The sequence below is a fragment of the Campylobacter armoricus genome (assembly GCF_013372105.1).
GTDB lineage: Bacteria > Campylobacterota > Campylobacteria > Campylobacterales > Campylobacteraceae > Campylobacter_D > Campylobacter_D armoricus.
In genome coordinates, this window is record NZ_CP053825.1 from 697,271 (window position 1) to 712,821 (window position 15,551).

Annotated in this window: 13 protein-coding genes; 11 read left to right on the plus strand and 2 right to left on the minus strand. The window is 27.5% G+C overall.

The features are described 5' to 3' along the window. Nucleotide 1: 1 nt before the first annotated feature. Nucleotides 2-394 carry a Sec-independent protein translocase protein TatB gene (tatB, locus tag CARM_RS03680; RefSeq protein ID WP_139425142.1) on the minus strand — a complete coding sequence of 131 codons (393 nt, stop codon included), beginning with the start codon at nucleotides 392-394 and terminating at the stop codon, nucleotides 2-4. Between the two features lie 156 nt (nucleotides 395-550). Between tatB and CARM_RS03685 the strand changes: the two genes are divergently transcribed. Continuing rightward, nucleotides 551-2,059, plus strand: coding sequence for a class I SAM-dependent methyltransferase (locus CARM_RS03685; protein ID WP_139425144.1), 1,509 nt, complete (start codon nucleotides 551-553; stop codon nucleotides 2,057-2,059). Here CARM_RS03685 and hemW read toward each other — a convergent pair. Beyond that, on the minus strand, nucleotides 2,051-3,097 hold the full coding sequence (hemW, locus tag CARM_RS03690) for a radical SAM family heme chaperone HemW (protein WP_139425146.1): 1,047 nt from the start codon (nucleotides 3,095-3,097) through the stop codon (nucleotides 2,051-2,053). The two genes, CARM_RS03685 and hemW, sit on opposite strands and share 9 nt — an antisense overlap. Nucleotides 3,098-3,178: 81 nt before the next feature. On the opposite strand from hemW, the gene CARM_RS03695 reads away from it, so the two are divergent. The 10 genes from CARM_RS03695 (at nucleotide 3,179) to CARM_RS03740 (ending at nucleotide 15,482) form a co-directional block, all read left to right on the plus strand. Then, nucleotides 3,179-3,649, plus strand: a complete 471-nt coding sequence (locus CARM_RS03695) for an RNA pyrophosphohydrolase (protein ID WP_139425148.1) — start codon at nucleotides 3,179-3,181, stop codon at nucleotides 3,647-3,649. Further along, nucleotides 3,649-4,851, plus strand: coding sequence for an aspartate kinase (locus tag CARM_RS03700; protein ID WP_139425150.1), 1,203 nt, complete (start codon nucleotides 3,649-3,651; stop codon nucleotides 4,849-4,851). The genes CARM_RS03695 and CARM_RS03700 overlap by 1 nt, the downstream gene beginning before the upstream one ends. Continuing rightward, entirely contained in the window at nucleotides 4,851-5,387 is a 537-nt protein-coding gene (locus CARM_RS03705; RefSeq protein ID WP_139425152.1) for a HobA family DNA replication regulator, read from the plus strand. Before CARM_RS03700 ends, CARM_RS03705 begins: the two co-directional genes overlap by 1 nt. A gap of 41 nt (nucleotides 5,388-5,428) precedes the next feature. Continuing rightward, a complete protein-coding gene (locus tag CARM_RS03710) occupies nucleotides 5,429-6,031 on the plus strand; it encodes a DNA polymerase III subunit delta' (protein WP_236633101.1) in 603 nt (200 codons plus the stop codon). Further along, nucleotides 6,028-7,170 carry a dihydropteroate synthase gene (folP, locus tag CARM_RS03715; protein WP_139425156.1) on the plus strand — a complete coding sequence of 381 codons (1,143 nt, stop codon included), beginning with the start codon at nucleotides 6,028-6,030 and terminating at the stop codon, nucleotides 7,168-7,170. The genes CARM_RS03710 and folP overlap by 4 nt, the downstream gene beginning before the upstream one ends. Nucleotides 7,171-7,172: 2 nt before the next feature. Continuing rightward, nucleotides 7,173-9,128, plus strand: a complete 1,956-nt coding sequence (ligA, locus tag CARM_RS03720; RefSeq protein ID WP_139425166.1) for an NAD-dependent DNA ligase LigA — start codon at nucleotides 7,173-7,175, stop codon at nucleotides 9,126-9,128. Further along, entirely contained in the window at nucleotides 9,118-9,840 is a 723-nt protein-coding gene (gene tlyA / locus CARM_RS03725; RefSeq protein ID WP_139425158.1) for a 23S rRNA (cytidine-2'-O)-methyltransferase TlyA, read from the plus strand. Before ligA ends, tlyA begins: the two co-directional genes overlap by 11 nt. Next, nucleotides 9,806-10,657, plus strand: a complete 852-nt coding sequence (locus CARM_RS03730) for a bifunctional riboflavin kinase/FAD synthetase (RefSeq protein ID WP_139425160.1) — start codon at nucleotides 9,806-9,808, stop codon at nucleotides 10,655-10,657. The genes tlyA and CARM_RS03730 overlap by 35 nt, the downstream gene beginning before the upstream one ends. Then, nucleotides 10,647-11,363 carry a carboxy-S-adenosyl-L-methionine synthase CmoA gene (gene cmoA, locus CARM_RS03735; protein ID WP_139425162.1) on the plus strand — a complete coding sequence of 239 codons (717 nt, stop codon included), beginning with the start codon at nucleotides 10,647-10,649 and terminating at the stop codon, nucleotides 11,361-11,363. The genes CARM_RS03730 and cmoA overlap by 11 nt, the downstream gene beginning before the upstream one ends. 138 nt (nucleotides 11,364-11,501) lie before the next feature. Further along, a complete protein-coding gene (locus CARM_RS03740; RefSeq protein WP_176300995.1) occupies nucleotides 11,502-15,482 on the plus strand; it encodes an autotransporter outer membrane beta-barrel domain-containing protein in 3,981 nt (1,326 codons plus the stop codon). Nucleotides 15,483-15,551: the final 69 nt, after the last annotated feature.

Sequence of the window (15,551 nt, forward strand, 5' to 3'; positions counted from 1 at the left end):
CTTAATTTTCCATTTTTTGAGTATTTTTTTCATCTTTTTGAGCTTTTTCTTCTATGCGCGAAAGCTCTTGTATATCTTTTTCTAAATCATTGATTTCTGTTTTTAATTCTTTGGTGTTATTTAAAATATCTTCTTTGAGTTGATCAAATTCTTCAAAACTTAATTTTTTTCTGATGTTTTCATTAGTTTGTGAAAATTCATCTTTATATTTTTGCGCTTCATCTTTTAATTCTGCTATTTTTAGTTCTTTATTAATACTTGCTTTTGCATCATCAATATTGCTTTTAATGGCTTTTAAAATTTTTGCAATCTCTACAATAGTTGAGGGTAATTTTTCAGGACCAAGAACTAAGATTGCCACAACTAAAATGACTAAAATTTCACCAAAACTCATTGTATCTTCTTTCAAGTAAATATAATAAATACATTTTACATAAAATTACTTAAAATTTTTATTACTCTTAAAGCTGTTAGTTTGTTTTGATTTTATTGCATTGGATTTTAATTTTTAATTTTAATATAATTAAAATTATTTTTAAAAGGAGATGTGATGAAAGGTCTTAATTGGAATGATGGATATATAGTAGATTTAGAATACAATGATTTATATATTCACCAGATTAATCCTACATTTATTAATCTTAATTTAGTATTTGCTGGAATTAAACCAATAAAAGATACTAATTTTAACTATCTTGAATTAGGATTTGGCAAAGGTGCAAGTTTATTTACTCATGCCATGGCTAATGATTCTAAATTTTATGGTGTTGATTTTAATCCAAATCATGTTGTAGTGCTTTCAAATTTGATTGATAATTTTGATGTTGATTTGCAAATATATGATGATAGCTTTGAAGAGTTACTAAGGAGATTGGAAAGTAAAGATATTCAGTTTGATTTTATTTGTTTGCATGGGATTTATAGTTGGGTTAATAGAAAAAATCAAAAAATTATATTAGAAATAATTAGAAAATTTTTAAAATGGGGGGGGGTATGTTATGTAAGTTATAATTGTTTGCCAGGTTGGGATGGTAAGCAAAGTGTTAGACATCTTTTAAAACAATATAGTGAATTTTATAAAAGCGATCAAATGAAAGAAGCTGCCAAAAATGCTATCGATTTTTTTATAGATTTTAAACAAATTAATCCTATGTATTACCAAAAAAATAGCATTTTAGTAGAATCTATGATTGAAAAATTAAGTGATTCTAATTTGACTTATTTGTTACATGAATTTTTTGGAGATACTTGGGACAATAAATACTTTACAGATGTGGTAAAAGATTTTGATGAAGCAAAATGTGAATTTGCTACTTCTGCAGATATTATGAGGCATTTTGTTGATATGCAATTAAATCAAGAAGAGAAAAACTTTTTTTCGAGAATAAATAATCCTATCTTTGCCGAACAAGTTAAAGATTATCATTTTAATACTCAATTTAGAATGGATCTTTTTGTAAAAGGAAGGGTAAAATTAAACCAAAAAGAATTATTTGAGCAGTTTTTAGAATTTGATTTTATACTTACAAAATTGCCAAATGTTTTTGATGAAAAAACAATAACAAACCTAGAACAAAGAAAAAAATATAAAAATATTTTAGATTTTTTGCAAAAAGATTCTTTTAGTATGAAAAAAGTAAAAAGTATTCAACAAGAGTTTGATTTTGAAATTTCAGAATTAGCACAGATTTTATCTACATTGATTTCACAAGGTATGGTATATCCTGCTAAAAAACCGAGTAAAAAAGTAATAGATAGAGTAAAAAAATATAATCAACAAACTTTAAAAAAATTAGATAAAAATGCTTTTATATCTGCACCGACTGGGATTGTTATTGTTGTTAATAAAATTGATAAATTGTTTATGAGTTTATATTCTGAGGAAGATTTTGTCTATACAGATGATAAAGTTTATAAACAGATGAAATTAATGGATATAAATTTATATGAAGAGGATCGTTTGTTAGAATATAAAAAAGCAGTTGAAGAATTGAGGAAATTTCATAAAGCATTTTTAGAGAATTTATCATTTTTTAAAGCACATTATTTTTTAGCTTAAAAACAAAGCTAGCTCATCACTTAAAAGATAATTAGTATTATAAAAAAAACCATTTTTATAGACTAATTTTCCTTTTTTGCTAAGGAAAAATGCTTTTTCTTTTTCCAAGGGTTCTAATTTTTTTTCATTTATACCTATAATACTTCTAAGTCCTAAAAAAATATGCTCTAAATGCAAATCTTGTAAATTTAAATTTTCTATCTCTCTAAAAGTAGGATTTGCTATATAATCTTTCAAATTTTTTTTGGTATAAAATCTTTGATTTTTTAAAAATCCTACTGCACTCAACCCACAACCTATATAATCTTTCCCTTGCCAATAAGCAAGATTATGCTTACAAATTTGACCAAAGTTACTAATTTCATATTGTTTATATCCAAGATTTTCAATGGCTTTTATAAAGTATTTTGCAAGGCGAGGTGCATTTTTTTTAAAATGGTATTTTGTAGCAAATTTTGTTTTTTCTTCTATGGTTAAATTGTAAGCACTTACATGATTGATATCTAATAAAGCTAAATTTGAAATTTCATAATCAAGCATTTTTTTATCATCAAGTTTTGTGTCATAAATTAAATCTAAATTGATATTGTTAAATCCTGCTTTTTTAGCATTTTCTATACTAGTAAAAATACTTTTTTTATCATGAATGCGTCCGAGAAATTGAAGTTTTTTTTCATGAAAACTTTGCGAGCCAAAAGAAATGCGATTAAAGCCCAAATTTTTCATCTCTTTAAGCCATAAAAAATTACTTGAATTAGGGTTAGCTTCAATAGTAATTTCGCATTCTTGTTTTAAATACTCTTGTAAAAATATAAAAATTTTTTCATAAAAACTAGTTTCCATTAAACTAGGAGTGCCACCACCTATAAAGATAGTTTTTATAGAATTTTTATTAACTTTGAAAAAATTTAGTTGATATTTTATATCTTGCATTAATGCGTTTAAATAATTTTTTTCAAAATCCTTTTTTTTGAGCGAAGTGAATGAGCAATAAAAACATTTGCTCTCACAAAATGGTATATGTATATATAAATGCATAAAACTTCTTTTAAAATATAATTATAAATTCGTATTTTTTTGTTAGAATTATATTATTAAAAAGTCAAGGATAAGAAAATTATGGAAAGAGAAAAAAAATATAGGCCAAATGTAGCTGCTATCGTGCTATCATCAGCTTATCCTTTTGAATGTAGATTTTTACTTGCTAAACGCAATGATATGGAAGATATATGGCAATTTCCTCAAGGTGGCATTGATAAGGGTGAAGATGCTAAGAGTGCTTTATTTAGAGAATTAAAAGAAGAAATAGGTACTGATGAAATTGAAATTTTAGCTGAATATCCTGAATGGATTAGTTATGATTTTCCAGCTAAGGTAGCCCAAAAAATGTATCCATATGATGGGCAAAACCAAAAATATTTTTTGGTAAAGCTAAAAAATAAAGCAACAATAAATTTAAAAACAAAAAATCCTGAATTTGATGCTTTTAAATTTGTATCATCAGATGAGGTTTATAATTTGATAAATCATTTTAAAAAACCTATATATGTTAAGGTTTTAAAGCATTTTAAAGAAAGGGGGTATATTTAATGCTGATCGTACAAAAATATGGGGGAACGAGTGTAGGGACACTTGAGCGTATTGATGAAGTTGCTAAAAGAGTAGCAAAAAGCAAGAGAAATTGTGATAAGTTAGTTGTAGTAGTTTCTGCAATGAGTGGAGTTACTAATGAGCTTATCGATTTTGCTCACCATTTTAGTAAAAATCCTTCAGGTCGTGAAATGGATATGCTTTTAAGTAGCGGTGAGCGTGTAACTTCATCTTTGCTTGCAATAGCATTAAACGAAATGGGTTTAAAAGCAACTGCTTTTTCGGGTCGTAATGCAGGTATTTTTACAGATGATGTATATACTAAAGCAAGAATAGAATATATTGATACAACTAATATAACAAAAGCTTTAGATGAAAATTATATAGTAGTAGTTGCAGGTTTTCAAGGCATTGATAAAATGGGTAATGTTACTACTTTAGGTCGTGGTGGTAGTGATTTGAGTGCTGTTGCTTTAGCAGGGGCATTAAATGCTGATTTATGTGAAATTTATACAGATGTTGATGGGGTTTATACAACAGATCCTAGAATTGAACCAAAAGCTAAAAAGCTTGATAGAATTTCTTATGAAGAGATGCTCGAGCTTGCTAGTTTAGGAGCTAAAGTTTTGCAAAATCGCTCTGTAGAACTTGCTAAAAAATTAAATGTAAAATTAGTTACTAGAAGTAGTTTTAATGAAAATGAAGGGACGATTATTACTAAGGAGGAAAATATGGAACAAGCTTTGGTTAGCGGTATAGCACTAGATAAAAACCAAGCAAGGGTTACTTTAAGAAATATCGACGATAAACCAGGAATTGCAGCTGAAATTTTTGGAAATTTAGCAAATGAAAATATAAATGTAGATATGATTATACAAAATGTGGGTATAGATGGAGCTACAAATTTAGGTTTTACCGTGCCTGAAAATGAGCTTGATTTAGCAACCAATGCAGTAAAAAAAGTCTTAGGAGCTAATGCTCTTATAGAAACTGATAGTGCTGTAGTAAAAGTTTCAGTTGTGGGTGTGGGTATGAAGTCGCATTCTGGGGTGGCTTCTGCAGCTTTTAAAGCATTAGCAAACGAAAATATTAATATACAAATGATTTCTACAAGTGAAATAAAAATTTCAGTTATCGTGCATGAAAAATATGGAGAATTAGCTGTAAGAGTATTGCATGAAGTATATAAGCTAGATATATAATGAGTAATAGTTTTTTAAAATTTACCTTAGAACAAATCCGAGAAAATGGCACTTATGTAAGCTGGCTAGAAGAAAGGCGTCTTGAATGGTCGCCTTTGATAGCTTCAAAGCTTTCTTTGCTTTTGCAAGGATATACTTTTATAATTATTACTGATAGTCAAAGAGCTTGGTTTGAAGAGTATTTTTTAAGTCATATTAATGCAAATTCTACAAAACCTTTAGTGCCTTTTATCTCTTTAAAAGGAATTTATAATAAGACTTGCAATACTCAAGAAGATATAGCTTTACTTAATGATCTTTTAAATATTTCCTTTCCTAATGGTTATGCATTTTTTTATATAGGAATTAAAGCTCATTCTAATTTTAAAATTGCAAATTCCAAAGAAGATAGTATGCTATGGCTTTTTGATGAACAATTGCAAAATAGTTTTTATCTTTCTTCCAGAGATAAAGATTTAGATTATAAATTAATCTCTTTATATAAAGTGTTTGAGCAAAGTTTAGATGCTGTGCTTTTTTCTAAGGTAGAAATTTGAATCTAAAAAATAAAATCATTATCCACAATGATTTTGAGTTTATGCAAGAAAAACTTATAGAAGAATATGGAGTAAAAAATCTTAGATTTTTTATACCTAAAAATCCTGATTTAGAACTAAGACTTAATGATCTAACCTATGATAAAAATGCTCAAGCTACTGCAAGGGCTATTATGAAAGAGAGTTATATAGCTGAATCAAATGCTAAGATTATTGTTATACTAGCTAAAACTTTTCGAGAAGAAGCACAAAATTTTTTGTTAAAACTTTTCGAAGAGCCACCTAAAAATGTTTATTTTATCATAGTAGCACCTTCAAAAAATGTTTTTTTACCTACTATACTTTCAAGATTTATCATAGAAAAATATAAAATTCAAAAAGAAAAAATGAATTTAGATTTAAATCTTAAAAAAATAGATCTTGCTGGTATTTTAGATTTTTTAAAAAAATACGAAAATATAGATAAGTATGAATGCTTAGAGTTAATCAGTGCTTTAAGCTATGAATGCTTTAAACAAGATATAAAGTTAAACGATGAAGAAATTGATTTTTTTTATAAAGCTTATGAATTGGCTAAATTAAATGCAAAACCTGCTATTTTATTAAGCACTATAGCTTTACTTTTACTTGAGAAAAATAAATGAAAATCATTAAAATAAATCCAAATACAAATTTTGAGCAAATTTCTAAATATATAAAGCCACACAAAGCAGGTGAGAAAATTATGAGTGAAAAAACTCAAATACATTTTTTTCTTATCAAAGAATTAAGAGCACCTGCTGCAAATATTTTAAAACAAGACGCATTAAGAGTTGGAGCTGAACTTGTAACGCATAAAGAAGTTATATTAGGTAAAGAACAAACTAATGCTTTGCTTATGGTAACACAAGAACAAGCTAGAAAGCTTATAGAAAAAGAAAAACTACAAGATTTTAACCTTAAAAATCTAGCACTTTTTTTAAAATCTAAATTTATTAAACCCAAACAAGCAAAAATTATGGGTGTGATAAATATAAATGAAGATAGTTTTAATGCTCAAAGTAGAGTAAGCGAAAAAGAAGTTTTGGAAAAAATAAATCTTTTGATTTCCCAAGGAGCTGATTATATAGACATAGGTGCGGTTTCTTCAAGACCTGGTAGTGTGTATTGCGGAAAAGAAGAAGAATTTAAACGCTTAAAAAATACCCTAGATTTAATTCACAATGAAAAGCTTTTTGAAAAATGTATATTTAGTTTGGATAGTTTTGATGAGTATTGTTTAGAGTATGCATTAAATAAAGGCTTTAAACTTATTAATGATATTACGGGTTTTAAAAATGAAAATTTAGCCAAACTAGCTTTAAAATATAAAGCTACTTATACATTAATGCATATACAAAATACTCCGCAAAATATGCAGGAAAATCCACATTATGAAGATGTATTAGTTGAAATTGATGGTTTTTTTGATCAAAAACTAAAAAGATTAAGTGAGCTTGGCTTAGAAGATGTGATTTTAGATGTAGGTATTGGTTTTGGAAAAACTCCGTGGCATAATATGATACTAATTAAACATTTAGAGCATTTTTTACGCTTTGAAAAAAAACTTTTAATTGGAGCTAGTAGGAAAAGTGTAATTGATGCATATTTTAAATCAAATGTAGAACAAAGACTAGCAGGAACGCTTTATTTGCACTTAGAAGCTTTTAAAAATGGTGCGAGTATTATAAGGGTGCATGATGTGTATGAGCATAAGCAAATGTTTGAACTTGCAAAAATTATGGATGAACTTTCTTTGGAGTGATGATGATATATCAAGAGTATTTAGAAAAAGTAAAATTAGCAAAAGAATGGATGAGAGCTTATTATGAAGATGATGAACCTTTAGCAAGTGATGAAGAATACGATAAACTTATAAGAGAATTAAAAGAATTTGAAGCATCTCATAAAGAAAAAATTGCCAAAGATTCTCCTACGCAAAATGTAGCCCCTACTATACAAAGTGAGTTTCATAAAATCTCGCACAGCGTTAAAATGTGGTCTATGGAAGATATTTTTGATGAAGCTGAGCTTAGAGCTTGGGCAAAAAGAGCTAAATGTGAGTTTGATTTTTTCATAGAGCCTAAATTTGATGGAGCTAGTTTAAATCTTACTTATGAAAATGGTATTTTAATTAGTGGTGCTACAAGGGGTGATGGAGAAATAGGTGAAGATATTACTTTAAATGTGAAAGAAATTGCAAATATTCCAAAAATTATACCTTATAAAGAAAAAATAGAAATTCGTGGGGAAGTAGTAATTTTAAAAGAAGATTTTGAAAAAATCAATGAAAAAAGAGCTAAAGATGGTTTGAGTTTATTTGCAAATCCACGCAACGCAGCAAGCGGTTCATTAAGACAGCTTGATACAAGTATCACAAAAGAAAGAAATTTGAAATTTTATCCTTGGGGAGTTGGGGATAATTCTTTGAAATTTAACAAACATTCTGAAGTGATGGAATTTATTAGAAATCTTGGGTTTTTAAAAGATGATTTTGTTTTTTGTGTAAAAAATTTAGATGAAGTTTTAGAAAAATACCATGAACTTTTAGCTCAAAGAGATCAAAAGCCTATGATGATGGATGGTATGGTTGTAAGAGTTGATGATTTAGCTCATTGTAGGCTTTTGGGTTATACGGTGAAATTTCCAAAATTTATGGCGGCTTTTAAATTTCCTGCTTTAGAAAAAACAACGACTTTACTTGGAGTAAATTTGCAAGTTGGAAGAAGTGGAGTAATCACCCCTGTGGCGGTTTTAGAACCTGTAAATTTAGATGGAGTTATAGTTAAATCAGCCACTTTGCATAATTTTGATGAGATAGCTAGACTTGGAGTAATGTTAGGTGATAGCGTAAGTGTGATAAGAAGTGGTGATGTTATACCAAAAATCACCAAAGTTTTTACCCAAAGGCGTGATGGTTTAGAAAGCAAGATTGCTAAACCAACTCTTTGCCCTGAATGTTCAAGTGAGCTTTTAGATGAAGGAGCTTTTTTAAAATGTCAAAATCTAGATTGTAAAGCAAGGCTTGTAAATTCTATCATACATTTTGTATCTAAAAAGTGTTTAAATATAGATGGTCTTGGAGAAAACATTGTCGAGCTTTTGTTTAAAGAAGGAAAAATCACCAATCTAGAAAGCATATTTTTCTTAAAATATAGTGATTTTGAAGGCTTAGAAGGTTTTAAAGAGAAAAAAATCAACAATCTTTTAAATTCAATCAATGAAGCAAAAAAATGTCCTTTATCAAGATTTATCACTGCTTTAGGTATAGAGCATATTGGCGAAGTAGCAGCTAAGAAACTAGCTCAATCGTTTGGCTTTGAATGGTTTATGCAAAGTTATGAAGCTTATGTAAATTTAGAAGGCTTTGGCGAACAAATGGCTAAAAGTTTAGAAGAATTTACTCATGTAAATGCAAACCGCATTAAGCATTTTTATGAAATTTTGTATTTAGAAGATGAAAAAAAAGAAGTGGTTTTAAATGAAAATATTTCTAATAAAACATTTGTTATAACAGGCACTTTAAGTAAGCCAAGAGATTATTTTAAAGAGTTAATCGAAAATTTTGGCGCAAAAGTAAGTTCAAGTGTATCTAAAAAAACTGATTTTGTATTATATGGAAGTGAAGCTGGTTCAAAGCTTGAAAAGGCTCAAAGCTTAGGAGTTAAATGTATTAATGAAGCTGAATTTATTGCTCTTTTGAAAGGTGTTGATGAGATTTGATGTTTTTGTAAGCACAAAATTAAACATTTCTCGCAATAAAGCTTGTGAGCTTATAGAAAACAAGCAAATTTTATTAAATGGTGAGTTTAAAAAAACTTCTTATAAAATTATAAGCCAAAATCCACTTAAAGATGAGAGTTTAAAACTCACGCTTTTAGAAGAACTTTTTGTAAGCAGGGCTGCTTTTAAGCTCAAATATTTTTTGCAAAATAATGCTTTTGTTATAAAAGATAAAATTTGTTTAGATATAGGCTCTTCCACTGGAGGTTTTGTACAAATTTTACATCAAAATAAGGCTAAACACATCACTGCTTTAGATGTAGGCACCAATCAACTTCACGAAAGCTTAAGAAATTTAGAAAATATTCAAATTTGTGAAAATACTGATTTACGAGAATTTAAAAGTGAAAAATTATATGATGTGATTACTTGCGATGTGAGTTTTATATCTTTAATGCATTTGATTTTTTATATAGATAAACTTGCTAAAAATCTCATCATTTTGCTTTTTAAACCTCAATTTGAAGTAGGCAAAGAAACTAAACGCGATAAAAATGGGGTTGTAAAAGATATAAAAGCTATAAATCAAGCAAGGGATAATTTTGAAAAAGTTTGTGCAAAACTTGGGTGGATTTTGCAAACTACTCAAGAATCACATTTAAAAGGAAAAGAAGGTAATGCTGAATTTTTCTATGCCTATACAAAAGCTTAAAATTACAAATTTAGCTATAGGACATTTTGATGGTATGCATTTGGGGCATTTTGAGCTTTTTAAACATTTAGATCAAAATGGGGCATTGTTTATCATTTCTAAAGATGAAACAAATATGCTAACGCCTAAAAATTTTAGAGCAAATTTAATCAATCTTCCTTTGATATTTTGTGATTTTTATAAAATCAAAAATTTAGACGGAAAGGATTTTTTAGATCTTTTAAAACAAGAATTTCCAAATTTAGAAAAAATCATAGTAGGGTATGATTTTAAATTTGGCAAAGAAAGAAAATATAGTGCTAAAGATATTCAAAATTTTAGCACTTTAAAAACCACTATAGTAGATGAATTTAAAATTCAAAACAAAAGCGTTCATACAAGTTTGATTAAAGACTTACTCAAAGAAGCTAAGGTAAAAGAAGCTAGAACTTTTCTTGGTAGATTTTATAATATACAAGCTAATGTCATCAAAGGTCAAGGTTTGGGAGCAAAAGAGCTTTTTGCAACTTTAAATTTATATGCCAAAGGATTTTTTTTACCTAAAAATGGAGTATATGCAACTTTAACTCAAATCAATGGACAAATTTATAAAAGCGTGAGTTTTATAGGTATTAGATCTAGTGATGAAAATTTTGCTTTAGAAACACATATTTTAGATGATAATTTAACCAATGTAAAAATAGATAAAGTAATTTTAAGTTTTATAGATTTTATAAGAGAAAATGAAAAATTTAGTGATTTAAGTCTTTTAAAACTACAAATTTCAAAAGATATTAAAAAAGCAAAAGAAATTTTAGGAAATTTAAATGAGAGATGAAATTTTTAAAAATCCATTAGAAAAACAATTTGAATTTGATAAAAGTGTTGCAAGTGTTTTTGATGATATGGTATCAAGATCAGTGCCATTTTATACTCAAAATTTAAAACTTATAGTTGAACTTATAAGTCATTTTACAGCACAAAATGCGAAAATTTGTGATCTTGGCTGTTCTACGGCTAGTTTGTTGTTAGCTCTTTATGAAAAAAGAAATGATTTTATTTTAAGCGGGGTTGATGAAGCAAGTGCTATGCTAGAAATTGCCAAAAACAAATGTAAAGCTTTTGGAGCTAAGATTGATTTTTATCAAGAAAATTTAGATGATTTTTGTTTTTTTAAAAATGATGTTTTTATAGCAACTTATACTTTGCAGTTTATCCGCCCACCTAAAAGACAAGAATTAGTAGATAAAATTTATCAAAATCTAAATGAAAATGGTATGTTTGTATTGAGTGAAAAAATTCTATATGAAGATGTAAAAATAGCTAAAAAAATGATACAAATTTATGAGCAGTATAAACTAGATCAAGGTTATAGTAAATTAGAAATAGCTACCAAAAGACAAGCTTTGGAAAATATACTTATACCTTATACTCAAAGTGAAAATATAGCTATGCTACAAAAAGCAGGTTTTTCAAAAATAGAAAGTGTCTTTAAATGGATAAATTTTGAAACATTTGTAGCTTTTAAATTACCAAAAACATAAACCAAACCTAAACCAATACCCCCCCCATATTGACTATATAGTCTTTCACTATACAAAAGATATATTTAATACTTATTTAATAAATGATATTATAATTTCGATTTTATTTTAAATTCATTTATTAATTAAGGAGTTTATATGTCTTATTTCACGGGGGGGGGTATTGATTTTCAATCAAACCAAACTTCATCTTTAACTAATTCTTTTAATTCGTTTGTTTTAAACAAACATATTACACATAATAATCTTTCTTTTACTAAAAAAACTTTTTTATCTTTAGCAACCATATCTTTTTTAGCTACCTGTGCTAATGCTAGTATTACAACTATTAATGATAAAGTTTCTAATGGTAGTATAACTATTGCTAATGCTAGAAGCAATATATCAAGAAATATTAGTGGTGGTGGTTGTAGTGGAACAATTTGTTCTATAGATACTTCTAAAAATAATGGAGTAACTATAAGTGGCAGTGGTAATCAAACTTTAACTATTACTAACAATGGAACTATCAATCCTAATAGTGGTAAAGGTATTACTATAAGCCCTAATGCTAGTATAGAAAATATTAGCAATAATGGCTCAATAACTGGTAGTAATAAACAATATGCTATAGAAATAGGTGGCAATAATAAAAATGGTGCCACTATTACTAACTTTACTAATAATGGAACTATAGGTAGTTCAAATTCTAATTATGCCATAGTGGGTTGGGCTAATGGTGGTAAGAAAACCACTATTGCTAATTTTACTAATAGTGGTTTAATACAATCAAATTCTAATGAAGCAATATATTTAAATAATACCACTATTACTAACTTTACCAATAGTGGAACAATTACTTCATCTAAAGGTTCTGGTTTAAATTTTGGTAATGTAACTATAGATAACTTTAACAATAGTGGAAATATAAAAAGCATTAGTAGTACTGGTAATGTAAAAACTTTTGAAAATAGTGGGTTTATCGGATGGATTGATGTTCGTGGCACTATAGATAACTTTAACAATAGTGGAAAAGTAGGTAATATTGCTGTAAATGGTGGTAATAAAGTTACTACTTTTACTAATAGCGGAACTATAAATGGCGGTTATATTGCATTGAATTTACAAGGACATATAGGAACTTTAAATATAAACGAAGGTTCTCGTATATCCGGTACTTTTGGTATAGTCATTCAAGGTGGTGGAAAACTAAATAACCTCAATATAAATGGAGGTGTTTTGAATACAAATCGTAGTTCTGTTGTATTTCAAAATTCTAAAGTTGATACAAATATAAATATAGAAAATGCAAAAATAACTACAAAAGATGCCGGTTTGTATATGTATAATTCAACGATAACAGGTAATACTTTTGATATAAAAAATTCTACTTTTACAGCTGCAGTAGATGGAATAGCAATATCTAGTTCTAAAGTAAATTCTAGTATTAATTTAGATAATTCTAAATTTAATGCTGGTGATAATGCTATTTTATTAGATGGAAATTCAAAATTAACTGGAAGTATAAGCATAAAAAATAATTCTAGTTTATTTGGTAGTGCCAATGGAATAAGAATTAGAGATAATTCTAAAATTGCCTCTGATATAAACATAGAAGATGAAAGTTTATTAGGTGGGAAAATAGGTATAACACTAACAAAAAATGCTGGCATTGATGGAAGTATCAATCTAAAAAATGGCGCAACCATAGCTAGCCTAAAACAAGAAAAAGATGTCTTAAAATATGATGAAAGTGGCACAGCTATACTTAATGAAGGAACTATCAAAGGTAATATCTCTTTAGATAAATCTTTCATTTATGGAAGTGTTTATAATAAAAACACCATAGGTGGTAATATATCTTTAAATAATAAATCTTATATTAGCTCTATAAACAATCAAAAAAATATTCAAGGCTCTATAGACTTAAAAGAACAATCTCACATTAATAGTATTTTAAATAATGGAACTATAGAAAAAGGAATAAGTCTTGATAAAAGTACTATAGGCTCTATAGAAAATTCAGGCATTATAGGTAATGGTGGTATTAAATTAAATAATGAAAGTAAAATAGGCTCTATTACAAACAATAAAAATGCTAAAACTGATTTAGATTTAAAAAACAATTCCATAGTAGATTTAGTAAAAAATGAAGGCACTATGGAAATAACTAAAGATGAAACTAGTTCTATAAATGCCTTTGATAATAATGGTAATTTATTAAGCAAATTTGAAAACAATAGTCAAATGCAAGCTATTATAAATAATAACAATGCTATTATGGAACAAGGCTTAGAAAATACTGGCTCTATAGCTGCTATTAACAATGCAGGAACTATAACAGGTATAAATAATACCTTTAATAAAATAACTAAAGATGATATAAAAAAAGGCACTATAGGCACTATAGTAAATACAGGCATTATAGGTAATGAAGCTAGTCCTTTAGCTACTCAAGATATTACTTATGGTATTAATAATAGTGGCACTATAGAAAAACTTATCAATTCTTCAGGAGATATTAACAATCCTAATACTGATAAAGATATTCATATATATGGTGGTATTAATAATAGTGGTTATATAGATATATTTAATACAGGTAATATTCATGGTGGTATTACCAATAGTGGAACTTTAATCCTTAGTAATGGACACATTCATTCTGGAAATGGTTCTACTCAAGCTTCTTGGCATGGAGGCTTTATAGGTAAAAATAACAATGGCTACCATATAGAAAACAATGACAATGGTAAAGTTAGTATAGATGGTTGGTATTTTAATGATTTAGAATACAAAGGAACTACTCAAGAAGATATAGCAAATAGATTAGAAAATGCCATTATAGTAGGTGGAAATAATATAGGTGGTATTAGTGCAGATAAAATCTATGTAAATACAAGCAATTTAAAATTAAATACAATCTATGAAGGCAATACTTTCTTTATTGATGAAAATGGTAAAGTAATAGGTGATAAAATAAACAATAATGCAGGTGTAAATGCTAATAACATACATAGCTTATCAGGAATTTATGACTTTTTAGGTTTAGGTGAAGGTCGATATATAGCTAATGTTAATGTATCAGAATTAAGTGGTAAAACTCTAGCTAAATCTATGGTATATTCAGCTAGATTAAGAAATATAAATATTTCTAATATATTAAGAGATACTACAGCTAAAAACTTCCAAACAGAATTTTCTCAAGTATTAGATATGGAATTATCTAAAAAAGGTGAAGCTTATGGTAATGATGCTGATTTATTAGCTGAATTAGAAGATATATTTATACCAAATAAAAATCCAAATGCAAAAAACCATTCTTTCTTAATTCCTTATTATAATCATTCATCTATTAAGATAGGAAATAGTGTAGGACAATTAAGTGCTAATACTACAGGTTTAATAGGTGGTTCTTTAAGAGAATTACCAAATGATTATGGTACTATAGGTTTTTATTTAGGTTATGAAGATGCTTCTAAAGAACAAGCCACTCAAAGATTAAAATTTGATGATAAAACTTATTATGGTGGTTTAACTTATTATGGAGTATTAGCAAGAGATGGTATAGATCAATACTATATTAGTGCTAGTACAAGATTTGATTATACTACAACAGATATAGAAAAAACTTATAAAAATATACCTGCTACTATAGAAAGTGATACTCAAACTTATGGTTATGGGATAGATGTAAAAGTAGGTGCTAATTATTATAATACCTTAGAAATAGCTAGAATAACTCCTGAAATTGGTTTGAGTTATTATGGTATGAGTAATAAAAACTTTAGCTTAAAACATATAGATGGTCTAAGAGAGCATTATTTAGCAGAACAATTTAACTTTATAGATGCAAGTGCTGCTTTAAAATGGTATAAACCTTGGAGTGATAAATTAAGATCAAATGTAACTATAGGTGCTATAGTAAATCTTTATGAAGATGCTAAAGGTAATTTAAGATTAGGTGCTAATCATTTTACTACAGAAGTACAAACTTCTAAGTATTATGGCTTTGGTCAATTAGGACTTTCTTATAATATAGCTAATAATGCTGATTTATCACTAAATTATGCAGGAGCATTTACATTTGATAATACTACCTCTCATACTATGTTTTTAAAACTAGGTTTATGGTGGTAATATACACACTAGCTATTTAGCTAGTGTGATTTTATTTGCCTAGAGTTTATATCAGTATAAAGTAATTTG